Origin of the sequence: Streptomyces sp. CAI-85 (assembly GCF_013363615.1) — a bacterium.
In the GTDB taxonomy this organism is placed as follows: Bacteria; Actinomycetota; Actinomycetes; order Streptomycetales; family Streptomycetaceae; genus Streptomyces; species Streptomyces antibioticus_B.
Map to the genome: position 1 here is coordinate 63,755 of NZ_JAANNX010000003.1, position 24,020 is coordinate 87,774.

Consider the following 24,020-nt stretch of genomic DNA (forward strand, 5'->3'; position numbering starts at 1 on the left):
CGGTGCCTCAGCAGAGCCGGACGCCAGGCAGCTCGTTGTCCGGCGAACTGAAGTAGATGTTGGTCATATAGCCGCCGTACAGCGGGAGTTCGGCCCACCAGTCGTTCTCGTACGGCGGCACCGACACCTTCTCGCCCCGCTTCTGGCAGCGGACCAGCACCTCCACCCCGGCCGGGAGCCGGGTGAGCGTGGCCGACGAGGTGTTCGCCTCCGCCCGCACCCGCACGTCCGTCCCCCAGGTGCCGAACCAGGTGCCCTCCGGCCGCACACCGCCCGGCACGTCCAGCGACCGGACCAGCCGGTTGACGTTGGTGTAGGCGGCGCCGAAGGACGTGCTCGTCGGCTGGAGCGTGTACACGGCCACGATCGACCGGTCACCGGCGCCCACCGTCCCGGTGGTGTGCAGCGCCCGCCGCGTCAGGTCCACGTCGGCGGCCGCACCGGCGGCCACCGTGTCCGAGCAGGTGCCGCTCGCGCCGAAGCCCGACCAGCCCTGCTTCACCGCCCACGGCCGTTCGAAGGAGGCCGGGATGCCGAAGCGCTGGTCGAACCCGTCCGTCCCGCACCGCGTGGACTGCCGCAGCGCCCCCATGATCAGCGTGCGCACCGGGGCGGGCGCGGTGTCCAGCAGATGGCGGTAGATCCGCACGGTGTCGGCCGCCGACAGCGCGGTGTACCCCCACATCCCGGACTGGCCGGCCGGCGGCGGCACGGTGTCGGCCAGGCCGAGCCGCGTGACCATCCGGGTCACGATCGCGGTGCCGCCGTTCTCCCGCCAGTAGGCGGAGGCGGCGTCGTCGTCGCTGGAACGCAGCATGCGGTCGAAGCGGGCCCGGTCGGCGGCCGGCAGGGTGTAGTCGGGGCCGCGGTTCCACACATGGTCGAGCGCGATGAGCAGCTTCACCACCGACGCGGACCGGAACTGCGTGCGCGTGTTGAGCTGTTCGGTGAAGGCCCCGGTCTGCCGGTCGAAGACCGCCACCCCCGCGGTCACCCCCGGCGGGACCACCACATCGGCGGCGGCCCGCGCCGTCCGCGGTGCGGCGGACGGCGGCCCGGCCGCGCGGGCGGGCGCTGCCGCCACGCCGGCCAGGACGGCGGCCAGCAGACACCACCGCAGGACGACGGCCGCGAGACCGCCCCGGACGAAACCGCCTCTGACTGTCGGATACATGGCCCAGGATCCCCCGATCCTCATGGACCCGGCCCGCACCACCGGTCCCCGGCGGGCTCGCCGGATCACCGGTCATCAGCAGTGAACGGCCCCACCGCCCCCTCCGTGAACCTCAGACGTACGAGGGTCCCCGGCCGGGCCGGCTACGCGTGTGCCTCCTCCCGCTCCCAGGTGGCCTGCACCAACGCCCGTTCGGTGCCCGTCAGATAGACGGCCGCGGCCAGCCACGCCCGGGCGTACCGGTCCGGGTCGGCCTCGGCGGTACGGCCGAACACGTCCCGGCCGCGCCGGTCCGCCTCCGCCGAGAGCGCGGCCGACAGGTCCGCCGCCGCGCGGAAACCGGTGCGCCGCAGGGCCGCCCCGCCGTCGCCCCGGCCGCCGTCGCGCGCGGGTTCGGCGACGGCCCGGCGGCCGCCGGACACGGCGACCTCGACCAGCCGCCGCAGCCGCCACAGCGGAGCCTGCGCCAGCGGGTCCGGCGGCACGGCCCCCACACCGCCCAGGGCGGGCAGCTCCTCCGGCGGCGGGACGTGCGCGCCCTGGATCCGGTCGTAGCCCAGGTCGGCGTGGCCCTGCCACTCCGGGGGCAGCCGCAGGGTCGCCTCGCCGTCCGGCACCGGGCCCACCGCGAGCGGGCGGAGCGTGGCGGCCCGGTCGGGGTCCAGCCGGCCGAGCACCCGCAGCCGCAGCCCCGGCCGGGACGCCAGCCGGCGGAAGTTGGCCGTGTGGGCGAGGTCGGGATGGCCGTTGGCGGGGGCCAGCCGGACCAGCAGGCCCGCGCCGTCCGGCCGTCCCGGGGTCAGCTCGCGGGCCAGCAACTGGTCGCCCGCCGCGCCGACCAGGATCAGGTCACAGCCGATCAGCTCGCGCGCCGCCTGTTCGGACCGCTCCGGATCCCGCCCCGGGGGACCGGCCAGCCGGGCCGCGACGGCCTCCGACAGGGGACGGGCGAAGAGCGCGGCGAGCGGACCCGACGTCCAGGACAGACCGGGCACCGGAGTGGCCCGCACCCCCTTGCCGGAACCGAGCCGGCCGTCCGGGGAGAGCGTCGCGCCGGAGATCAGCAGCCCGCCCCGGGAGAGCTGGGCGTGGTCCAGGGTGCCCGAACCGAGCGCCACGCTCGCCGTGGCCGCGCCTCGCGCCCGCGCCGGGCCGCCCGGCTTCACGTCGGCCACGGAGAACCAGCGGCCGTCCTCGGAGACGAGATGCGTGACGACACCGCCGTACCCGGTCGCCGCGATCACCGGCTCCCGGCACACCCCGTGCACCCGCAGCCCGCCGCCCGGCCGGTAGGCGCGGCGGGCGGTGCCGACCAGCGCCGGATCCGGGTCCGCCGCCGCCAACAGGCCGGTGGTGAGCAGGAGTTCGCGCACATTGGCGACGAGGTCCGCGAGCCGGTGGCCGTCGTGCCGGGCGCGGGCGCCCCGCAGTCCGCGCACCACGCGCAGGGCCGCGGCCTCGGCGCGGTGCAGCCCGGCCAGCCGGGCGGTGTGCGCGGCCCGCAGCAGCTCCGCCTGCGGCACGGCGCCCGCGGCGGGCACCCCGGCGGCGAGCACCGCCGCCGCGGCCGTCCACAGCCCGGCCGCCGCGGTGACCTGGGCGGGGGTGGGAGGGGCGGGCGCGGGCGTCTCGTCGGAACCGGGCGCGGGGTCGCCCTGGGTGTCCGACGCCACCGGAACCGGTCCCTCCGATCCGTTCTGCTCGTCCTTCTCGTCCTTCTCGGCCGGTCCCGCCGGTTCGGTGAGCGCCTCCGCGTCGGCCACCGGGCAGGCGCCGAGCACGGCGGCCCGGTGCAGGCACCGGGGCGCCAGCAGACAGCCGCACACCGCCTGCGCGGCGTCGGTGACCGCCCCGGAGGGACCCGGCGTGAGGGTCACCTCGGCGTCCTCGCCGCACCGCACCCGCACGGCGCCGTCGGCGGCGGTGACGGGCAGCGCCGCGTACGACTCGATCGCCGCGTCCAGCTTCTTGCGCAGCCGCGCGGTCAGGCTCTCGACGGCGGCGGCGACCACCTCGGGCGCCACCGGGGGCAGTTCGGCGTTCATCGGGCCGGCGTTCATCGGGTCTCTCCGCGGAGGCGGTCGCCCACCCAGCGGGCGAGGGCGAGGGGACTGAGGGCGGCGACCGGCATCCCGGCCGCGACGAGCTGCTGGGCGACCGGCACCGAGTAGCGCGGGGTGCCGGTGTCGTCCAGGGCGGCGCAGCCCATCAGATGCACCCCGGAGGAGGCCAGGGACCGTACCTCGCCGAGCAGTCCGCCGAGCGGGTAGCCCTCCTCGAAGTCGCTCACCACCACCACGAGCGTCCGGCTGGGCACGGTCACCAGGGACCGGGCGTGCGCCAGCCCGGCCGCGATGTGCGTACCGCCGCCGACCCGCACCTCCAGCAGCAGCGACAGCGGGTCGTCGACCCGGTCGGTCAGATCGATCACGTCGGTCGAGAACGCCAGGAAGTGCGTCGACAGGGTGGGCACCCCGCCCAGTACGGCCGCGGTCAGCGCCGACCAGACGACCGACGCCTCCATCGACCCGGACACGTCGACCACCAGGATCAGCCGCCAGTCCGCCTCCGTGCGGGAACGGGTGCTGAACACCGGCTTCTCCGGGACCACCACGGTCCGGCCGTCGTCCGTGCGGTGCGTGGTCGCGAGGTTGGCGCGCAGGGTGCGCGGCAGATCGAGGCGGCCGCCGGGACGCCGGGTCGGGCGCGGGGTGGCCAGGCCGGTCAGGGCCGGGCGCAGCCGGGTGGCCAGCTCCTTCGCCAGCTCCTCGACCAGTCGGCGCACCAGCGGGCGCAGCTTGGCGAGTTGGCTCTCCGGCATGCCCCCGGCGAGGGACAGCACGGAGGTCAGCAGATCGACCGAGGGACGCACCGCCGCCGGGTCCAGTTCGGCCAGCACATCGGTGCGGCCCCGGTCGGCGGCGCGCGCCAGGACCTCTTCGCGGACCTCGGCGCCGAACAGCGCGTCCAGTTCCTCGGCCCACTCGCGGGCGGTGGGGAAGGCGGCCTCCTGACCGCCGCCCGCGCCGCTCTCCCGGCTCAGGTCCGAGGAGCCCTCGCCACGTCCGCCGCCGTACAGCTCGTCCAGCGCGTGCGCGTAACGCCGTGCGCCGGCGGGCAGTTTCTCGCTCTCCCGCCCGAGCAGCAGCCGCCAGCGGTCGGCGGGGGAGAGGGCCCGGGGTGCCTGTTCCGCACCCGCCGGGTCCTCGGCGTGACCGGGCTCGTCCGGTACGACGCTCCCGGCGCCCCCGTCGGACCCCTCCGGTGCCCCCGTCGGGAGGCCGAGGGAGGTCACCGCCGCCAGGCCCGCCGCGTCGGCCGCCGTCCACAGGGCGAGGAGCCCCGGTGAGGCGCCGAGCGACAGGTCGAGGCGGTCGCCGAGGCGCTCGGTGACGGTGTCGAGGAGCCGGCCGCGCCCGGCCGGGCTGAGCGTGTCGAAGCCGCCGCGCAGCGCGGGCAGCCGGTCCAGGAAGCCCTGGTCGGTGAGGGTGTCGATGCGGTCGAGCAGCGGGTCGAGCGCGGTCGGCGCCGACTGGAGCAGCGGCGCGGCACCGGTGAGCAGCCCCACGAGCCGGCGGGCCAGCGCGAGGCGTCCGTCGGGGCCGGTGGCGGTGTCGATCCAGCCGGTGGCCCGCGCGCCGAGCACCTCGGCGTCGTCCAGGTCGAGCAGCACCCGGGCGGCGAGCGCGGCGCCCTGGATCAGCGGGGAGCCGGTGCGCGCGAGGGCGCCCAGCGCGTCGTCCATCCGCAGGCCGAGCCGGTGGTCGCCGGCCCGGGACGCCAGCGCGATCAGCGCGGCCGCGTCCTCGGGCTGGTCGCTGCCCGCGAGGCCGGGCAGGGCGCGGACGGCCGTCTCCAGCAGATCGGCGGCCAGTTCGGCGGCCGTCCGCCGGCTCGCGTCGGTGGTGCCCCGCAGATGGCCGCGGCGCAGCGCCTCCAACAGGTCGAGGGCTTCGAGGAGTTCGGGCAGGGTGGCCGCGGCCGGCAGGACGGCGGCGGCGTCGGCCAGCCGCTCGTCGACCAGCCCGGGCAGATCGCAGCGGGCGGCCGCGCGCAGGCCGGTGAGGACGAGCGCACAGGTGGGCCCGCCGTCCGCCGACTCCCGGCGGAACGTCTCGCGCAGGGTGCCCTCGGCGGCCAGAGCCGCGGTCACGCCCCGGATCCCCGCCAGATCGAGCCGGACCGGGACCGCCGGGGTCCACGACAGCCGCCAGCGGGTGGTGAGCGCCGTGCCGTCGCCCGTGCCTGCCACCTCGACGGCCTCGCCGTAGCCCGCGCCGCACACCGCGAGCCGCTGGAGCAGGACCTCGCGGCGGCCGTCCAGCGCGGAGCGGAACGGGTCGAGCCGCAGCTCGCGCGCGGCGGGGTCGTCCGGTCCCGGCAGTCTGAGCGCGGTCAACTCGGCCTCCACGGACGGGCCGAGGCCCGAGCGGGGGGTGCCGGGCGCGATCCGGCCCCGGTCGGTGCCGACCAGGACCACTTCGAGCGCCCGCGCGAGGGCCCGGCCGCGGCCGAGCGGCTCGCCCTGGCCCATGACGGTCGTCAGCGCCTCCAGCACCTCGCCCCGCCCGGGGGCCGCGAGCGCTCGCACCGCGGCCAGGTCGCAGGCCATGCGCAGGGTCTCGGCGGCCTCACCGGTGCCCGCGGTGTGCCCGGCCGCCCGCAGCTCCCGGCACACGTCGGTGATCGCCCGGGCGGCCGCGCCGTGCAGCGCCTCGGGGTCGCCGCCGGACGTGAACACCGCCTGCTGCCAGCGCGGGTCGCGGATCCCGGCGGGGTAACCGGAACGGGAGTCCAGCAGATCGAAGGAGTACGGCACGAGCGAGGTGACGACGGCCTGCCCGGCACCGTCCGCCGGCGCGGCCGCGGGCGCGCCCGCCGTCGTGCCCGCCGGATCCGAGCCAGGGTCCGTGACGGTGCCCCCTGCCCTGGGGGTCAACGCCGGTGCGTGGAAGGCGCCGACGACCGCCGCGACCCGGCGTCCGCCGGTTGCGGCGTGCGCGATCGTGGCGCGCATGTGCCGCTCGCGGGCCAGGTCGACCGACGGCACCCCGCCGGCCGACTCGGCGTCACGGCGCAGCGCCCATCCCACCCCGAGGGCGGCCCGCCGGATCGCCTCGGGCGGGCAGCCCGGCGCGAGCACCTCCACGCTGCGGTCCCACAGATCGTCGCCGTCCCGCCCCGTCCCGGCGGCGGTGAGCGCGTCCGCGAAGGTGGGCGCGGCGGGCGCCGCCGTCGGCTCCGCCTCGGCGAGGACGGTGCGTGTGTGTCCGGCGGGGCCGGTGTCGTCGGCAGGGCCCGGGCGCTCGCCGCCGTTCCACGCCGGGTCGGACATGGGCAGGTCGCAGCACATGACCTCCACCCCACGCTCCCGCGCCCAGCGGACCGCGGCGAGTTCGGGGGAGAAGTCGGCGAACGGGTAGAAGCCGAGCCGCCCGCCCTCGACCGCCCCAGCCAGCGCCACCGGCGCCAGGGTGCCGGGGGCGGCGAGATGGGTGAGCCACGGCTGGAAGTCGGCGGGCAGCTCCACGCACACGACCTCGGCGCCGGAGGCGTCGAGCAGGGCGGGCACCGCCGCGGCCAGCGCCGGGCTGTGGTGCCGTACCCCCAGCAGATACGGCGCCGCGGAGTCGGCGAGGGCCCCGACGGCCTCCCGCGGGTCCTGAGCGAGGGTCACCGGAGGTTCTCCCGCAGGTCCCAGAGGCGGCGCCAGGTCGCCGAGCCGTCCTCGGCACGGCGGCGCACCGGACCGTCCCAGTAGCCGAGCAGCCGCGCGTGGTCGGCCGGGTCGTCCTTGCGGACCACGCCGAGCAGATGCCCGGGGACGAGGTCGAGGGCGTCCCCGCCGGGCAGATAGGCGGTGGCCACGCCGAGCGAGGTGGCGACCTGCACGGCCTCCGCGGTGGACATCACCGTGCCCGGACGCTCCACGTCCCAGCCCTCGGCGGAGCGCCCGGCCCGCAGATCGCGGAAGACGGTGACGAGCACGTCGAGCACCGCGTCGTCCACCCCGAAGGCCGCGCCCGCCCGCTCGACGGCCGCCGTCGCCTGCCGCCGGACCAGGGCGGTCTCGGCGTCGACGTCGGCGATCGGGTGCACCGTCTCGAAGTTGAAGCGGCGCTTGAGGGCGGCGGACATCTCCGAGACACCGCGGTCGCGCAGGTTGGCCGTGGCGATGACGGTGAACCCGGGCACGGCGGCCACCTGGGCGTCCTCGGTGCCGGACAGCTCGGGCACGCTGATCCGCCGGTCGGACAGGATCGACACCAGGGCGTCCTGCACCTCGGGCAGACAGCGGGTGATCTCCTCGACCCGGGCCACCCGGCCGGTGCGCATCGCGCCGAGCACCGGAGAGTCGACCAGCGCCTGCGGGGTCGGGCCCTGGGCGAGCAGCAGGGCGTAGTTCCAGCCGTAGCGCAGGGCGTCCTCGGTGGTGCCGGCGGTGCCCTGCACGGTGAGCGCGCTGGTGCCGCTGACGGCGGCCGACAGCAGCTCGGACAGCATCGACTTGGCGGTGCCGGGCTCGCCGACGAGCAGCAGCCCGCGCTCACCGGCGAGGGTGACCACGCACCGCTCCACCAGGGCGCGTTCGCCGACGAACTTGGGCGCGATCACCAGCCGTTCGGGCAGCGTCTCGTGCGGCTTGGGCAGCTTCAGGGCCTCGCCGCCGCTGCCGCACACGAAGGTGATCACGGCGCGCGGCGTGAGCCGCCAGCCGGGCGGGCGGGGCCCCTCGTCCTGGGCGGCGAGGAAGGCGAGTTCGGTGGCGTGGCGCTCTTCGGCGGGCAGGGTCTGCCGGGCCGGGATGGCCGTCGCCGTGTCGGTCGGAGGCATGGAGGTTCCTTGCTGGGTAGGTCGGTCTGCCGTGCTCGGGCTTGCCGGGCGGGCCGGTCTGTCGTGCTCAGGATGGTGGGGCGGCGGGGCCGGACGATCACCGGGGTCCGGGCACCGGGACGTAGAGCCCGGTGCCCGTCCCCGCCCGGTGTCAGCGGCGTCGGCCGCCGCGTCGTACCTTCAGCTCCTCGAAGCGGGGCCCGTCGCCGTCCTGGACCCGCTGCCAGGCTCTGCGGTACAGGTCCGCCGCCGGTTCGGCCGGGACGATCACGCCGAACTGCGCGTGCTCACCGCTGATCAGGCCGTCGTAGAGCGGCAGCTTCCACCGCTCCAGCGGGACGCGCGGCGCGCCGAGGTCGGCCCAGCCGCCGGGCAGGAAGAGCGAGCGTCCGGCCCGGGTGCGGGTGGCCTGCACCACGAGGTCGGTCGCGGCCAGTTCGGCGCGGGCGGCCTTGAGCCGGGCCGGCTTCCATCCGGTCCACCGGGCCGTCGTCCGGTCGGTGGGGTCGGGCATGGCGAGCAGCATCAGATACAGCGTGGCGGCGTCCTCGCCGATGCCGTGCTCCTTGGCCGCCAGGGTGACCAGGTCGGGTACGGAGCGGCTCGGGTCCTGCGGCCACCAGGTGCCGTCCTTGCCCCGCTCACCGGCCACCGGGTCGCCGGGGTCGGCGAGCAGCGCCGCGAACCGGGGCGAACGGGCGAGCCGCAGCGCCATCTCGGCCGGGTAGGGCCGCTGGTCGCCGGTGCGCGCCGCAGGCAGGTACGGGTCCTCACCGGCCTCGTCGAGCAGATCGACCCGCAGGCCCGGGGCCGGCTGGTCGTCGTGCGTGGCGAGGATCAGGGCGCCGTACCGCTCGTAGCCCTGGCCGGTCTCGGTCGGGGCGCCCGCGGTCTTGCGGAACGCGGACAGCCGGATGTACTCCCCGAGGTCCAGGACGAGTCCGGGATGGGCCAGCCGGGTGCGCACGGCGGTGAGCGCGGGCGGCAGCGCGGCCCGGGACGGGTCGCCGGCGGGCAGCCGGTGGGCGAGCCAGGCGGTGAGCCCGACCGAGCCGGTCAGGATGTCCGCGGTGAACCCGACCGGGTTCTCCCCGACGGGCCGCACCCGGTCGCCGGAGACCGCCCACTCCAGGTCGCGGGTGAGCCGGGGCTCACCGGCCGGGTGCAGCAGGGCCGGCAGCGCCTCCCGCACCTCCCACCGGGTGTGCCGGACGGCGCGCAGCGCGTCGCTGAGCAGCTCCTCGGGGACGGCCGTGCGCCGGCCCACCCTGCTGTTCCACACCTCGGCCGCCGCCGTCACGTCGGGGCCCTCGGTCCACAGCCGGGCGGGGTCGGCGGGCACCAGCGCGCCGGCCACGGCGGCGCGGATGTCGCCGTCGACGCCGCGCAGTTCGTCCTTGGCGACGGCGGCCGGGGCCACCTTCACCCCGAGGAGCGCGCGGGCGTCGGCGGACAGGAACGTCCGCTCGTACGCGTCGACGCCGGGCAGTCCGGCCACGATCAGCCGGGCCATCGTGTCGGTGACGCCGGTGAGCCGGGCGAACTCCTCGGCGGCCGCCGGGAACCAGGGCGCCGGTCCACGGGCGGCCAGCTCCGCGAGGACCGCCCCGGCCCGGCCCGCGCCGGCGCTCTCGCCGAGCGGCGCCGACTCCAGGACCGTGTAGGGGTCCGGCGTCTCGAACCGTCCGGCCGGGTCGTGGTGGATGCCGGTGAACACACAGCCGTCGTCCTGGGTCGAACGGCGTCCGGTGACGGCGAGGAAGGCACCGCCGCCCAGCGGCAGCAGCCCGGTCCACGCGCCCTCCCGCCACTCGCCCGCCGGGGTGCGCAGCGCACTCGCCGCCAGCCGTACGACCACCCTGCGCCAGTGCCCGGACGCGTCGGCCGCCGACAGTCCCAGCGCGTCGAACCGGGCGAGCAGGGTGCGCAGCACCTCGCGGTGCTCCTCGGCGGTGGTGCCGGCCGCCGCGCGGAACGCCAGGGCGGCGACCCGGTCGAGCAGCGTGTCCAGGTCCGGGTTCCCGGACGGCAGCGCGGGCCCGTCCAGGTGCAGCGCGGCGGTCCGCTCCGCCGGCACGGCGGCCCCGTCGAGTCCGGCGGCCCGGGTCAGGACGCGCAGCGAGCGGAAGACGGTGTCGGCCTCCTCGTCGCGGTTCCACCAGTAGCCGCGCGGCGCGTACAGCCCGCTGACGGCGTCCAGCAGCAGGGCGTCGGGCGGACCGGCGGGGCCCTCCTCCTCCAGGCCGCCGTCGAGCGCCCGGGTCAGCCGCGCGGCCACCTGGTCCAGCACGGCCTGCTGGCCCGCGGCGTGCCGCACCACTCCGGCGATGCCCGCGACCAGCGCGTCGTGGGTGACGGGCAGCAGGGCCCGGATCGCCGCCGGCAGCGCCTTCTCGTCCTCCAGCGCGCCGGCCGCCAGCAGGGCCGCCGACGTGTCCCGGTCGATGGTCCGCAGCGCCACCGAACCCCGCGGGTCACGGGCCGTCAGGTGCTCCCAGTACTGCGTCGGGGGCAGCAGCAGCGTGCCCTCGCCGAAGACGCCGGGGGCGCGGTCCGTCTTGGCCCACGAGGTGACGACGCCCTCGGGGTCGACCAGGTCGAGCTGCCAGCTCCCGCGGACGACGGCACGCGGCCGGTCGTCCCCGGGGAACACCACCAGCGCGGCAGGCCAGTTCGTGCCCTGGGGCAGCGTCACCGAGCGGCCGGCGAGGTCCTCGGTGCGCCGGGAGCCGTCGGGCAGCGTCACCCGGCGCAGCCCGACCAGACCGTCCACCGGCGCGGCGGCGGGCCCGGGACCGGACACCGGCGCGGGGCGCAGCCGGCCGCCCTCGAACACACTGCCCGCGGGCGCGTCGCGCAGCGCGTCCGCCAGGAACGCGGGCAGGCTCGCCCGGCCGGTCTCCCCGGTCGCCGGGTCGTACTCGAACCAGCCGTACGTGCCGTCGCCGTCGGACCGCCACACCCAGTGCGCGACACCGTCGGAGATGATCGCGCGCTCCTCGGGCAGCGTGGTGTCCCCGGCGTACAGGACACGGGCGCCGGTGGTGCGGCCGCCGCCGGGCAGCGGCAGCGTGACCGGGAGGTCGCCCCGGTACCAGTCCATCTCGGTGCCCCGCGTGCTGCCCGGCCCCTCGATGGTCTGGACACGGTCGGCGCGGGTGTGCCAGTAGCCGCGCAGGCCGTCGCCGCGGTTGCGCCAGTAGACGAGCAGTTCGCCGTCCACATGATGGAAACCGGGGTCGCCCCACCGCTCGTCGGCGGGGATCCGCAGATCGTGGGTGAGGACCGTGCCCTCGGCGCCGATCACCCGGGCCTGCGCGGCGCCCGCCACGATCAGATGGGGCCAGGCGTCGGCGACGATCACGTCCTCGACGTCGTTCCTCGGGACGAGCGCGGCCGTCGCCTCCTCCCAGGCGGGCCAGCCCAGTTCGTCGAAGAGACCGGCCCGCAGGGTGCGCGCCAGCACCGGCGCGAGATCGGTGGCGGCGGCCGCGCGGACCTCGTCCTCCGCCAGCGCCAGCGCCTCGGCGGGCAGCCACTTCAGCCGGCTCAGCGCGTCCGGGAGCTGGGGCAGGCCGACGGCCGTGAACCGCCGCACCACCCGGCGCACCCACTCGGTGAGCAGCGGCCGTCCGCCCGGCGACACCGCCAGCAGCCGGATCGCCCGCAGCGTGTGCTCGTTGTCCGAGAACTGCTCGGCGCCGCTCAGGAACGCGTCGTGGAAGCGCGGGTCGGCCCCCAGCGACAGCAGCTCACGGTGCCCCTCACCCGACGCCCACGGCACCAGCGGCAGATGCGCGCCCCGGCCCGGATCGGCCACCGGCACGTCCAGCGACAGCAGCAGGTCGATCAGGTCGATGTCGTGCTCGACACGCACCCCGCGCCCGGCGGCGGCGAGTTCCTCCCGCAGCCGGTCGGCGGCCCGCTCCACCAGCGGATACAGCTCCGCCATCCGGGTGGAGCCGCGCCAGGACCGCACCCGCTCCCGGAACGCCAGGAACCGCTCCAGCCAGCCCGCCGCGCCGTCCCGCGGCCGCTCCTCCTCGGGCAGCGAGCCGTCCCACAGCGCGGCCACGGCACCGGACGCCTCCAGGACGCCCAGCCACAGCGCGGGCATCTCGTCGTCGTGGCAGGACGGGATCAGGTCCAGCAGGGCGCCCCGCACCCGCGGCTCGCGCGCCGCCAGCCCCACCAGGGCCGCCCGGTGTCCCTTCCACCAGCCCGCCGCCGCGCGCAGCGTGGCCGGCAGCCCGAGCAGCTCGGCCAGATACTCCTGCTCCGTCAGATCCGCGTCCCGGCCGGCCGCCCGGGCCAGCCTGCGCAGATCGGTCGCCATCTGCGCGGACGGCGGCAGACCGCCCGCCGTGCGGCGCAGGCACAGCCGGGTGAAGCGGCGCAGCGCCTCCTCGGCCGGCACCCGCGCGGCCAGTTCCTTCGCGTACCCCGACAGCACCTTCACCGGCAGCGCGCCGGCCAGCGCGAACTCCAGGAAGACGGCGTCCAGCCGCTCCTCCTCGACCACCAGACCGTGCTCCGCCTCGGCCTTGCGGGCCCGGGTGAACAACTGGGCCGCGTAGGTGGCGTTCTCCTCGGCGAGGAACACCCGCCCGGCCTGCTCGTAGAACGTCGGCAGGAAGTGCGGCACCGAGGCCGCGAGCCGGGCGCCCAGCTCCAGATAGGCGTCCAGGGCCGCCTTCGGCTTGGACTTGGCCTGCCGGGCCGCCCGCTCCAGATCGGGCACGACGCCCAACGCGTGCCGCCCGTCCCGCGGATGATGCACCAGCACCCACTCCGGGAAGCCCAGCGACTGACGCAGCCCGAGCCCCACCACGGCCGGCTCCGCGTCCGGCTCCAGGCCCAGATATCCGGCCGCCAGATCCTCCGCGGCGCCCAGCTCGCCCGCGACCAGTCGCACCACCACCCGGTCGTCGAGCCCCGGATGCCGGTACGAGCGCGTGGTCAGCGGCACCGCCCGCTCCCCGGCCCCCCCGGTGTCCGGCGGCAGTACCCCGCCCGCCGTCAGCAGCTCCTCGTACGACGCCACGGTCCCCGGCACCCCGGTCCCCCCGCTCGACACCTCTGTCCCCCCGCTCATGCGTCCTTGCCCTCCTCGATCTCGCGCCCCGCGTACAGTGCCGCCGCCATCCGCATCCCCTCCGACCACGCCACCGGGCCCACCTCGCGCAGCGCGAGCGCCCGGCCCTCCTGGTCCTGCCAGGTGAGAGCACCGGTCTCCACCTGGTCGTCCCAGTACGGCTCACCGATCCACACGGACGCCTCCACGGTCCGCCCGCCGTCCCGCACCCGGGCCGTGGCGTAGCCGCCGGAGACCCGGTAGCCCAGGGAGGAGGCGCGCGCGGCGAGCGCGAACCGGGAGCGGAACGACCCGCCGGCGAACTCCCGCACCTCGGTGGCCTTCGGGGCCAGGTCGTCGGGCCGCCGCCAGGTCGCCCGGTGTATCTGCTCGACGCCCTGCACGATCCCCAGCTCGGCGGCGAACTCCCGCAGGTCGTCCAGGTCCGGCAGCAGCACCGGATGCGGCAGGGTCACCGTGCGCGGGGACAGCCGGACCGTCTCGCCGTCGAGGTTCACGATCCGCAGCTCGCCGGACTCGGTGGCGCCGCGCAGGAATCCGACCTCGTCCGGGTCGTCGCCGACCACCGCCAGATCGCGCAGCGCGCGCTGCCACGCCTCGTCCGGCCACACCCGGGCCAGCAGACCGGTGGGCACGGGCAGTGACGACACCATCCAGGCGTCGGTCTGCGCGACACACGCCGTGGCGTGCCGGTCCAGCCACTCGGCGAACCGCCGCAGCCGGTCCACCTCCGGATGGTCCTTCAGGGCGCGCGGCAGCGACTTCAACTGCCGCCCCGCAGCCCGGCCCGAGGTGGCGCGTGCCGCCACCCGCCCCTCCACCAGGGCGACTTCATACCCGTCACCCGCCGACAGCCAACCCACGAGCCACAGCCTTCCGCGTCAAGAACACAAGAGCACCAGAAGAAAGCACAGTTCAGCCGGGGGAATCCCGGCACCGGTGCGACGATGGTCAAACGCTAGCGGCGGCCACTGACAATCGGCCCCGGGCCCCCCGCCCACGGCCCCCGGCCACCCGTCCCGCGGCCCCTTCCGGCCGCCGGGGACCGGCGACGCGCGGGCGCGCGGGGGCGCGGGGGGCGTTCCCTCCGGCGTACGGCAAGCCAATCCGAGGAGGCGGGCTGCCGCATCCGTAGATCTACGTAGGCGGGTACGTACTACCGGCCGGTCACCGCAGGTCGGGCGCGGCCCGCCGGGCGCGCTCACGCTCCGTGCGCGCCGAGCGGCGCCGGCGGCGGAGCCGGTCGGCGAACACGACGGCGAGCACGGACACCAGGGAGAGCAGCCCGCCGGCGTACAGACCGGCGCGCGCGTCGAAGCGGGTGGTGAGCCAGCCGACGAGCACCGCCCCGATCGGTGTCGAACCCTGGAGGATCAGCGTGTACAGGGCCAGCACCCGGCCGCGGTAGCGCGGATCGCTGCCCAACTGCACCCGGTGGTTGGCGGCCTGGGAGAACACGATCGCGGCACAGCCGGTCGCGGCGAGCAGCACGGCCGCCGAGCCGTAGCCGGGGGCCCGCCCCGAGGCCGTCTCCAGGACCCCGAACACCAGGGCCGTGCCCGCCACCAGCCGGGCCGACGGGCGGGTCCTGCGCGCCGTGGTGGCGAGCGCGCCGGCCAGCGAGCCCAGCGCGAACGCCGTGGTCAGCAGCCCGAACGTGCCCGCGCTCGCGTGGAACACGGTCTTGGCCAGCAGCGGCAGCGTGAGCGGGAAGTTCATCCCGAACAGCGCGACGCACGCCACCAGCGTCAGCGTCACGACCAGGTCCGGCCGCCCCCGCACGTACCGCAGCCCGTCGGCGATCCGGCCGGGTGCCCCCGGCGCGACCGGCCGCAGCGCGGCGGGGTCCATGCGCCGCAGGGCCACCACGACCGCGACATGGCTCACGGCGTTGAGCAGCATCAGCGGGCCCACCCCGGCGACCGCGATCAGCAGACCGGCCGCCGCAGGACCCACCACCCGGGCCACGTTGAAGTAGGCGGCGCTCAACGCCGACGCGTTCGGCAGCAGTTCGGGGCCGACCAGCTCCCCGACGAACGCCATCCGGGTGGGCACCTCCACCGCGTTGACCGTGCCCAGCCAGCAGCCGAACAGCAGCAGATGCCACAGCCGGGCCGCGTCCAGGGCCACCAGTACCCCGAGACCCAGCGCACCGGCCCCGGACGCCGCGTTGCACCAGACCAGCAGGGGTCGTTTGGCGTGGCGGTCGGCGAGCCGCCCGCCGTACAGGGTCAGCAGCAGCATCGGCGTGAACTGGGCGGCCGTCACCGCCGCCAGCGCCGTCCCCGGCGAGTCGGTGAGGGACAGCACCAGCCAGTCCTGGCCGACGACCATCATCCAGGTGCCGGACACCGACAGCACCTGACCGGCCGCGAACAGCCGGAAGTTGCGCACCGACAGCGAGCGGAAGGCCGACCGGAAAGCGGTGTGGAAGGCCGAGTGGAAGGCGGTGCCCAGGACGCCCCGGGGCACGGTCAGGAGACCCGCGTCCCGGGCGGCGCCGCCTCGGCGCGCACCAGGCACTCCTCCAGGAACGCCAGGGCGCTCAGATGGTAGGAGCGGGCCGCCCAGCCGAGGCTGATGTTGTGTCCGGCGTCCGCCCGCCGCTCGACGACCACACGGGGCGCCGCCGTGAAGCGGGCCCGCAGACTCCGCAGCCGGGTGTCGTCGTGCCGCCACCAGCCCTCGTGCTCGGCGAAGGTGAACCGCACCGGCACCCGGATCCGGGGCGCCGCGGTGTCCAGGACCCGCGGCCAGTCCTCCAGGTCCGCGAACTCCCGCGCGGGCACGGTGGCGACGAACGCCCCGCCGGCGACGAACGTCCCCGGCGGATACAGCCGCAGCGGACCCCAGTTGCGGCGCCGCCGCTCGGGCCCGTCCAGGTCCGACACCGCGTCCGGCGGAACGGCGTACTCGTGCCCGCAGCCCGACACGTCGAGCCCCAGCAGCCCCGGGACGCCGTCGTCCGCCGCCGAGGTCAGCGCCACCTTGCCGCCGAACGAGTGAGCGAGCAGGAACAGGCCCGCCCCGGTGCCGTGCCGGGCGGCGAAGTCCGCGAGCGCGGCCCGCACGGTCCGGGTCTGCTCCGCCAGCCGCTGCCCGTCCGGCACGGCCGACGCCGACCGCCCGTATCCCGGCCGGTCCAGCGCGAGGACGGTGTAGCCCAGCCGGGGGCCGAGCGTCAGCAGCGACAGCCGGGGATCGGCCCGCGCGTGGAAGTACGCGGCGTTCATCCCGCTGCCGTGCAGGGCGACGACCGCCGCCCGGGGCGCGCCGTCCACGGGCTCGGCGAGCAGCGCCGACAGCCGTACTCCCGCGCCCTCCAGGACGATCCTGCGCGGGCCACCGGCACCGGCATCGGCAGCGGCACCGGCAGCGGCACCGGCACCGGCATCGGCACCGGCATCGGCACCGGCATCGGCATCGGTCCCGGCGTCCTGGGCGGCCGTACTCGACGGGGCCATGCTCTCCTCCTCGGACGACGGCGTGGCCGCGGGCTCCGCGCACCACCCCGGGGTTGTGCCCCACAGGTCAGCACCATCGTCGGCACAAGCCCGTCCTACGTCACCTCGGCGCCCGTGATCCTCGGCGTGCGGGCCCACCGCGCCGGGCGCAGACTGGCCGGGTGAGCCGAACTCATGCACAAGGCGACGGGAGCGCGGTCGGCGGACGGAGCGCGGGCAATCAGTCGGTGGCGCTCGCGGCGATGATGTTCGCGGTGGCGATGACCTTCATCGACCAGACGATCGTGTCCATCGCGGCCCCCGACATCGTCTCGGAACTCGGACTGTCCGGCTCGGGCATGCAATGGGTGATCAACGCCTATCTGCTGTCCCTGGCCGCCTTCTTCGCCCTCGGCGGACGCCTCGCCGACCTGCTCGGGCCCCGCCGTATCGTGATCGTGGGCACGCTGGTCTTCGTGATCTCCTCGGTGCTGTGCGGCTGCGTCCCCAAGGGCGACGCCGCGCTGACCTGGCTGATCATCTTCCGGGCGACCCAGGGTCTCGGCGCGGCGATGCTCTTCCCGGCCGCGCTCGCCGTGGTCGTGGCGGTGTTCCCCGTCGAACGGCGGGGCCGGGCGCTCGCCCTGTTCTTCGGACTCACCGGCGCCCTCACCGCGCTGGGCCCGCTGCTCGGCGGCTGGCTGACGTCGTGGACCTGGCGGGCGATCTTCTGGGTCAACGTGCCGGTCGCGGTCATCGCGTTGATCCTCACCGCCGTCGCCCACATCTCCGACCGGCGGCGCCCGGAGTCGCTGGACGTCAAGGGCGCGGTCCTCATCGCCGTCGGCATGGGCGCCAGCGTGCTCGGCTTCCAGCAGGCGTCCGCCTGGGGCTGGGACAGCGTGGCCACCTGGGCCTGCATCGTGGGCGGCCTCGCCGTGCTCTACGTGTTCTGCCGCTACGAACTGCGCACCCGGCACCCGCTGGTCAACCTCGCGGTGTTCCGCGACCGCGCCTTCACCGTGGACTCGCTGGTGCTGTTCTTCGCCATGCTGGCGTTCGTCCCGCTGTTCTTCTTCGCCTCGGTGTACGCCCAGGTCTCCCTGAGCGCCTCGCCCAACCAGGCGGCCCTGTACCTGCTGTACTTCTTCGTGGGGTTCGCGATCGCCTCCCAGTGGGGCGGCCGGATCCTCGACAAGCGGGGCGCCCGCCCGGCGATGAAGACCGGCTGTGTGGTCGGTGCCGTCGGCTTCGCGCTGTGGGCCGGCAAGCTCACCGACCTGTCCATGCACGACCAGTGGCCGTACGCGGCGCTGGCCGGCGCGGGCATCGGCTTCATCCTCGCGCCCGCCTCGACGGACGCCGTCAACCGTGCCATCGACGCCTCCTACGGCGAGGTCACCGGCATCACCCAGACCGTCCGCAACTACGCGGCGAGCGTCGGCATGGCCGTCTTCGGCACGATGCTGACGCACACCATGACGGACAAGGTGGTGGACACCCTCCAGGACCGCGGGGTGTCCTCGGCGACGGCGAACTCGGTGGCCAGGGACGTCACCGAGGCGGTCACCGGCAACGCGGACGCCCGCACCCCGACCGGCGACAGCCCGGCCGCGACGGCGATGCGCGACGCGATGTCCTCGATCCGGATGGATTTCGCCGAGGCCAACCAGTGGGTGTTCTACGGCATGGCGATCGCCCTCGGCATCGGTTTCCTGTGCGCGTTGCGCCATCCGGGCGGCGCGGGGACGCAGACGGCGGCGGACGAGAGCGCGAACGCGCCCGCACCGCAGGCACCGTCGCCCGCACCCGCCTCACCCAAGGGATAGCCCGCTGGGCGAATCGCCCCCCTCGTGGGACAGCCGCATGCGCGGCACCCGGTCCCGTCCGCCGTCCGGGACGCGCGCGTCCTCGCTCCCGCCGGGTGCCGCCGTCAGGACGAGGATCTCGTCGTCGGCGCCCCACACCCGCCGTTCGCCCTTGCGGGGGCAGAGCCGAAGGCCCCCGGCGCCGTGCGCGCGGTACCCGATCGCGCACGCGCCCCGCTCCAGGGCCGCCGCGACCACCGTGGCGAAGGACGCCTCACGGCCCGGCGTCACATGGTCCCCGGCCGGACGCAGCGCGAGCGCCCCGCCCCGGGTGGCGAACAACTCCTCGAACACCGCGGCCAGTTCCGGGCCGTGCGCGATCTGCGCCATCAGCAGCGCGGTGAGTTCACCCCGCACGACCGCGTCGGACGCCGGTCCCAGCGGCGCCAGCGCCCGGCTGTGGTGCTCGCACAGCTCCGCCACCACCGGCAGCGCCCGGCCCGCCTCCTCCTCCAGCGACCGCAGCACCAGCAGGGTCAGCAGCGTGCGGTCGTCGGGCCGCTCGGCACCGGCCTCCGGATCCGGCGCGAGGACGAGGACCCGGTCGTAGCCGAACACGTCGAGGCCGCGCAGCGTCTCCTCCCGGACCGGGTCCCCTGGCCGGAACACCACGGCGAGCCGCTCCCGGCCCTCACAGCCCTCCACGCCCCGCACACCGTCCGGACCGGCGACCACGTCCAGGCGGGACCCCGGCCCGGCGGTGCGGCGCAGCAGGTCGACCACGAGCGGCGCCCGCCGGTTCCAGCCGAGCATCAGCATCCGCGACGGCTCCCGCTCCTCCGGCCCGCCCTCCGCCATGGCCGTGGGGTCGACGGCCGGACGGCGGTCCACGGCCACGGCGGAGGCGGCGGCCACCGCGTCCCGGGCGACGACCACGAGCCGATCCCCGGCCGCGAGCACCGTCCCCGGCGCCGGGGCGAGCAGCGCACGGCCGTCCGCGGTCAGGAACCCCACGACACAGGACGCCTCGAAGCACAGCGCGATCCCCCCGAAGTCCCGTCCCACCAGATGGTCCGGCGCGTCCACCACATGGAACTCGGCCCCGGCGAAGTCCAGCAGGTCGCGCAGCGCCCCCGGCAGCCCCGGGCGGCGCGCCGCCTGCGCCAGCAGCCGCGCCGTCGTCACCTCGGTCTCCAGTACGGTCCCCAGTGGCCCGGCCGCCAGCCGTGCGGCCGGCAGATGCCGCTCGTCGCGCACCGCGGCCACCACCGGCGGCCCGGTCCGCGCCCCGAGCGCGGCCCGCAGCGCCAGCAGGGTCCGTACGACCTCCAGATCGGCGTCGGCCCCCTCGGCCGGCAGCACCAGCACCGAGGCCGCCGCGGCCGGGGTGACCAGCGCGAGGGCCGCCGGATCCGTCAGCGAGCCGGTACGGCAGACCAGCCGGACCCCAGGGGCGGTCCCCGGCGCGGGCGTGAGCGCCGACTGCATCTCGGCGGTGTCCCGGTCGGCGAGCACCGCCACCACGCCCCCACCCTCCTCGGCCCGCGCGGCGATCAGCTCGCCGACCACCGTGAACACCTGGTCCGACCAGCCGAGCACCACCGCGTGACCGCGCTCGAGCACCGTCGAACGGCCCCGGCGCAACTCCGTCAGCCGGTCGCCCAGTCCCGTGGTGATCACCCCGACCAGCGTCGACACGCAGAGCAGGGTGATCAGCCCGAGCAGCACCGACAGCAGCATCCGCAGCGGCGCGCCGGTCACCCCGCCCAGCCGCAGCGTCTCCGCGCTGGTGCGCCACACCGCCGTGAGCCGCCCGGACAGGGAGCGCGGCGCGGCGGGGTCCGTCCACACCAGCAGGGCGCTCACCGGGACGACGACCGCCAGACAGCACAGCGCCAGCCAGCCGAGCAGCGCGCCCGTGCTGCGCGCGAGCGTCCTGTCGAACAGGTAGCGCGCCCGGTCCCGTAACGACGTCGGCCGCTGCCGCTGTGCCACACCTGCCCCCTGACTCCGCCGCCCGCTTCCGCGGTTCCCGGAGACGAAGCGTGCGGTCTGCCGTTCGGCGACACGCCGTCCCACCGGGTCATTCATCCTTTCGGGAACATGCCGCCGGGGCGGCGCCCGGCGCACGTCAGCCGGTCAGGAGCACGGCCAGGTCGCCCGGTCTCGGGGTCGGGGTGTCGGTTCGGGTCACCGGGAGGAGGAGGCCGTTGTCGCGGACCAGGAACAGGAGGCGGTGGGGGTCCGGCGAGGGGCCGCCGTCGGCGAGACGGTGTGTCACGATCTCGGCGCCCTCGGCGTGGCGGCGGGTCAGTTCGGGGCCGGTCAGGTCGGGGGTGAAGAGGACCCCGCCGCTCGCGTAGGGCGCGATCACGCCCTGGCTGCCGGCGGGCGGTCCCAGCCGGTGGACCGTGCCCTCGACGCTCCCCTCCAGATTGGTGGCCGCCAGCGCGTTGAAGTCGTCCTCGCCGGTGAGGAGCAGCACATCGGTCAGGCCCTCCAGTTCCGCACCGGCGCCGGTGGCCGCGGCGAAGAGTTCCCCCGGCGCCAGCGGGATCCCGGCGGCGCGGATCGCCGTACGCTCCTCCTCCCGCCCCGCCCACATCATCACGTCGAGCCCCGCCGAGCGCAGCGCCCGCCCCAGGTCCACCACCCAGGGATCCCCGCCCACCAGCAGCGGCCGGGACCGCGCCGACCGCAGCACGCCGAGCCGCCGCGCTACCGGTGCCGCGCTCAGCCCGTACAGCGTGACGGTGGCGACGATCACCACGAACACCGCGGGAAGGATCTTCGCCGCGCCGGCCACCCCCTTGTCGACCAGCGGCGCGGAGAACGTCGAGGCGGTGGCCGCGGCCACGATTCCGCGCGGTGCCATCCACCCGATGAACGCCCGTTCCCCGGGCGGCAGATCCGTCCCGAGCGTCGACGCGGCCGCGATCAGCGGCCGGACCACCAGGACCAGGACCGCCACCAGCCCCAGCGCGGGCAGCACCACGTGCCGCAGGGACTGCGGGGTGACGGTGGCCGAGATGGAGACGAACAGCAGCCCGATGATCAGGTTCACCAGGGTCTCGAAGAACGGCCGCCGCGCGGCGGCGTCCGACCCCGGCAGGTTCGCCACCGCCAGCCCCATCAGCACGGCCGCGATGAGCCCGGTGTCGTCCCGGACGACGTCGCAGACCGCCGCCACCGCGACGACCGCCGCGAGCTGCACGGTACTGCCCAGGACCTCACCGAGCCGCAGCCGGCGCAGCGCCGCCGTCACCAGGACCGTCCCGACGACCCCGCCCACCACACCCACCGCCGCGCTCACCGCGAAGTGGGCGAGCTGGCTCCCCACTCCGGCGCGCTGACCTGCCGAGACGGCGTGGAAGACCAGCGCGCCCAGGACGGCGCCCACCGGATCGATCAGCGACCCCTCCCAGACGAGGATCCGCTGCAAGCGCTCGGTGGGCCGCACGAAGGCGAGCAGCGGACCGACGACCGTGGGCCCGGACACCACCAGGATCGCCGCGAGCATCACGGCCGCCCCCTCGGACATCCCGAGCAGCGGCCGGGCCACGAGCGTCGCGCAGACCAGGGTGACCAATGTCCCGAGCCAGATCAGCCGCACCACGACCCGCCGGGTGTGCGCCCGGAACCGTTCCAGGTCGAGGCCGAGTCCGGCGTCGTAGAGGATCACCGCCACGGCCAGCGAGACCAGCGGGGAGAAGGCGTCGCCGAGCAGCCGTTCGGGGTTGACCGCTTCGGTCAGCGCGCCGGCGGTGAACCCGACGGGGAGCAGGACGATCAGCGCGGGGATCCGCAGCCGGCTCGCCAGGACCTGGCTGCCGGCCGCCAGCGCGACGATCAGGCCGAGGCCCCGGAACACCTGGTCCTCCGTCACAGCGATGCCTCCCGCCCGCCGGCACGGCCGCCCTTCGTCAACCCGGCGGGCCCCGGCTTCATTAACCCGGCGGGACCCGGCACCGGCAACTCGGCGTGCGCCGTGCCGTGCGCCGTGCTGTGCGCCGTGCCGTGCGACGTGTCATGGCCCTGCCCGAGTCGCAGGGAGGCACCCCTGGGGCTACGTTGGTGGACGGGCCGAACGCCCCGTGCCCGGCGGGACCGGAGCACGCTCCGAGGATCGGGGGCAGGCATTGACCGACGCGCGGTACCACGACGTCGTCACGACGGACCCACCCGGCCGCTGCGTCACCGTCGCCGCCGCCTGATCACACGGCGGCCGGCCCGGCCCGGGCGCCATGCCGGGCCCCGCGGAGACCCGCGCCCCCCGAAACCGCTCATCTGAGAGTTGCGTGTTCCACATGGGCGGGTGGGCTTGAAATGCGGCGTTCTGGTGACTCGGCAGTAGCGAGACGTACCGAGACGTACCGAACAGGCAGCGGGCAGCCTTCCGTATCGCCCCGAGGAGAGACCGTGAGCGTTCGTATCGGAGTGGAGGAGGAGTTCCACGTCCTGGAGGTGGAGAGCGGGCTGCTCGTGCCACGCGCCGACCCGATCCTGCGACGCCTGCCCCGGCGTACCTTCACCACCGAGCTGCACCGTTCCACGGTGGAGTCCAACAGCGAGGTGCACGCCTCCCTCGCCGACCTCCACACCGACCTCGTCACCACCAGACGGCGCCTCGACGCGGCCGCCGCCTCGCTGGGGCTCGCGGTGGTCGCCGCCGGCACCGCCCCGCTCGCCCCCGCCGCCGCCCCGCACCCCACCGACGGCGCGCGCTACCGCCACATGGTCGAGGACTACCGCACGGTCGCCGACGAACAGCTCATCTGCGGCGCCCAGGTCCATGTGGACGTGCCCGACCGCGACACCGCCGTACGGATCATGTGCGCGGTCTCGCCCTGGGTGCCCGTCCTGCTCGCCCTCTCCGCCAGCTCGCCGTTCTGGCAGGGCACCGACACCGGCTACGCGAGCTGGCGCACCCTGCTGTGGCAGCGCTGGCCCACCGCGGGACCGGTCGGCTGCTTCGCGAGCGCCGACGAGTACGACGCGACGGTGAGCGACCTGGTGCGGACCGGCACCATCAGCGACGCCGGGATGATCTACTACGACCTCCGCCCGTCCGACCACCTCAAGACCCTCGAACTGCGCGTCTGCGACTCCTGCCCGCGCGCGGAGACCGTCGTGCTCGTCGCCGGACTGTTCCGCGCCCTGGTGACCGACGCCCTCGACCGTCTCGACCACCGGCGCGCGCACGGCGGCGCCCCCGACTGCGACGGCCGGCACGAATGGCTGCGCGGCGCCTCCTGGCGCGCCGCCCGCGCCGGACTCGAAGGCAACCTGGTGGACCCGGAGACCCACCGTGAGGCCCCCGCGGCACAGGTCGTGCGCACCCTCCTCGCCCGGCTGCGGCCCGCCCTGGAGGCGCACGGCGACCTGGACACCGTCCGCGCGCTGGCCGAGGCGGCCCTCGCCGAGGGCAGCGCGGCCCGCCGCATCCGCCGTACGGCACAGGACGAGGACCTGCTCGCCTGCGTCGACATGCTGATCGCCGAGACCCGCGGGGAACGCGCGCCCCGCGGCACCGCCGGCACCGATACCCCCCGTGAGAACCTTCCCGCCGCCGACATGACGGGCCCCGCCCCGTCCGTACGGCCGCTGACCCGCAGGTGAATGACATGGACACCCACGATCCGTCCCCTTACTCCCACGATCCGTCC

At 76.0% G+C, this 24,020-nt stretch carries 12 protein-coding genes; 2 read left to right on the plus strand and 10 right to left on the minus strand.

Annotation, left to right across the window (positions count from 1 at the left end; all coding sequences use genetic code 11):
- Nucleotides 1-7: 7 nt before the first annotated feature.
- The 8 genes from G6W55_RS05925 to G6W55_RS05960 all read right to left on the minus strand — a co-directional run bounded on the left by G6W55_RS05925 (nt 8) and on the right by G6W55_RS05960 (nt 16,567).
- Nucleotides 8-1,174, minus strand: a complete 1,167-nt coding sequence (locus G6W55_RS05925; protein ID WP_175519719.1) for a hypothetical protein — start codon at nt 1,172-1,174, stop codon at nt 8-10.
- Nucleotides 1,175-1,317: 143 nt separating this feature from the next.
- Entirely contained in the window at nt 1,318-3,219 is a 1,902-nt protein-coding gene (locus tag G6W55_RS05930; protein WP_175519955.1) for a hypothetical protein, read from the minus strand.
- An 11-nt stretch (nt 3,220-3,230) separates the two neighbouring features.
- A complete protein-coding gene (locus G6W55_RS05935; protein WP_175519720.1) occupies nt 3,231-6,851 on the minus strand; it encodes a DUF5682 family protein in 3,621 nt (1,206 codons plus the stop codon).
- The gene (locus tag G6W55_RS05940) at nt 6,848-8,008 is read right to left on the minus strand and encodes an AAA family ATPase (RefSeq protein WP_175519722.1); all 1,161 of its coding nucleotides are present in this window, start codon (nt 8,006-8,008) and stop codon (nt 6,848-6,850) included. Before G6W55_RS05940 ends, G6W55_RS05935 begins: the two co-directional genes overlap by 4 nt.
- 151 nt (nt 8,009-8,159) lie before the next feature.
- A complete protein-coding gene (locus tag G6W55_RS05945) occupies nt 8,160-13,103 on the minus strand; it encodes a DNA-binding protein (protein ID WP_175519724.1) in 4,944 nt (1,647 codons plus the stop codon).
- Nucleotides 13,100-13,966: a DUF4132 domain-containing protein gene (locus G6W55_RS05950; protein WP_175519725.1), complete on the minus strand. Its 867-nt coding sequence runs from the start codon at nt 13,964-13,966 to the stop codon at nt 13,100-13,102. Before G6W55_RS05950 ends, G6W55_RS05945 begins: the two co-directional genes overlap by 4 nt.
- A 304-nt stretch (nt 13,967-14,270) precedes the next feature.
- Entirely contained in the window at nt 14,271-15,626 is a 1,356-nt protein-coding gene (locus G6W55_RS05955; protein ID WP_309243643.1) for an MFS transporter, read from the minus strand.
- The gene (locus tag G6W55_RS05960; RefSeq protein ID WP_175519726.1) at nt 15,578-16,567 is read right to left on the minus strand and encodes an alpha/beta fold hydrolase; all 990 of its coding nucleotides are present in this window, start codon (nt 16,565-16,567) and stop codon (nt 15,578-15,580) included. The genes G6W55_RS05955 and G6W55_RS05960 overlap by 49 nt, the downstream gene beginning before the upstream one ends.
- Before the next feature lie 242 nt (nt 16,568-16,809).
- On the opposite strand from G6W55_RS05960, the gene G6W55_RS05965 reads away from it, so the two are divergent.
- Complete coding sequence (locus G6W55_RS05965; RefSeq protein ID WP_175519957.1) at nt 16,810-18,375, plus strand: MFS transporter; 1,566 nt, start codon at nt 16,810-16,812, stop codon at nt 18,373-18,375.
- Here the strand turns inward: G6W55_RS05965 and G6W55_RS05970 are convergent.
- Both G6W55_RS05970 and G6W55_RS05975 read right to left on the minus strand, forming a co-directional pair.
- Nucleotides 18,361-20,349, minus strand: a complete 1,989-nt coding sequence (locus G6W55_RS05970) for an NAD-binding lipoprotein (protein ID WP_309243644.1) — start codon at nt 20,347-20,349, stop codon at nt 18,361-18,363. The two genes, G6W55_RS05965 and G6W55_RS05970, sit on opposite strands and share 15 nt — an antisense overlap.
- Before the next feature lie 136 nt (nt 20,350-20,485).
- Entirely contained in the window at nt 20,486-22,240 is a 1,755-nt protein-coding gene (locus G6W55_RS05975) for a sodium:proton antiporter (protein ID WP_175519728.1), read from the minus strand.
- A gap of 533 nt (nt 22,241-22,773) precedes the next feature.
- Between G6W55_RS05975 and G6W55_RS05980 the strand changes: the two genes are divergently transcribed.
- The gene (locus G6W55_RS05980; protein ID WP_309243645.1) at nt 22,774-23,973 is read left to right on the plus strand and encodes a glutamate--cysteine ligase; all 1,200 of its coding nucleotides are present in this window, start codon (nt 22,774-22,776) and stop codon (nt 23,971-23,973) included.
- Nucleotides 23,974-24,020: the final 47 nt, after the last annotated feature.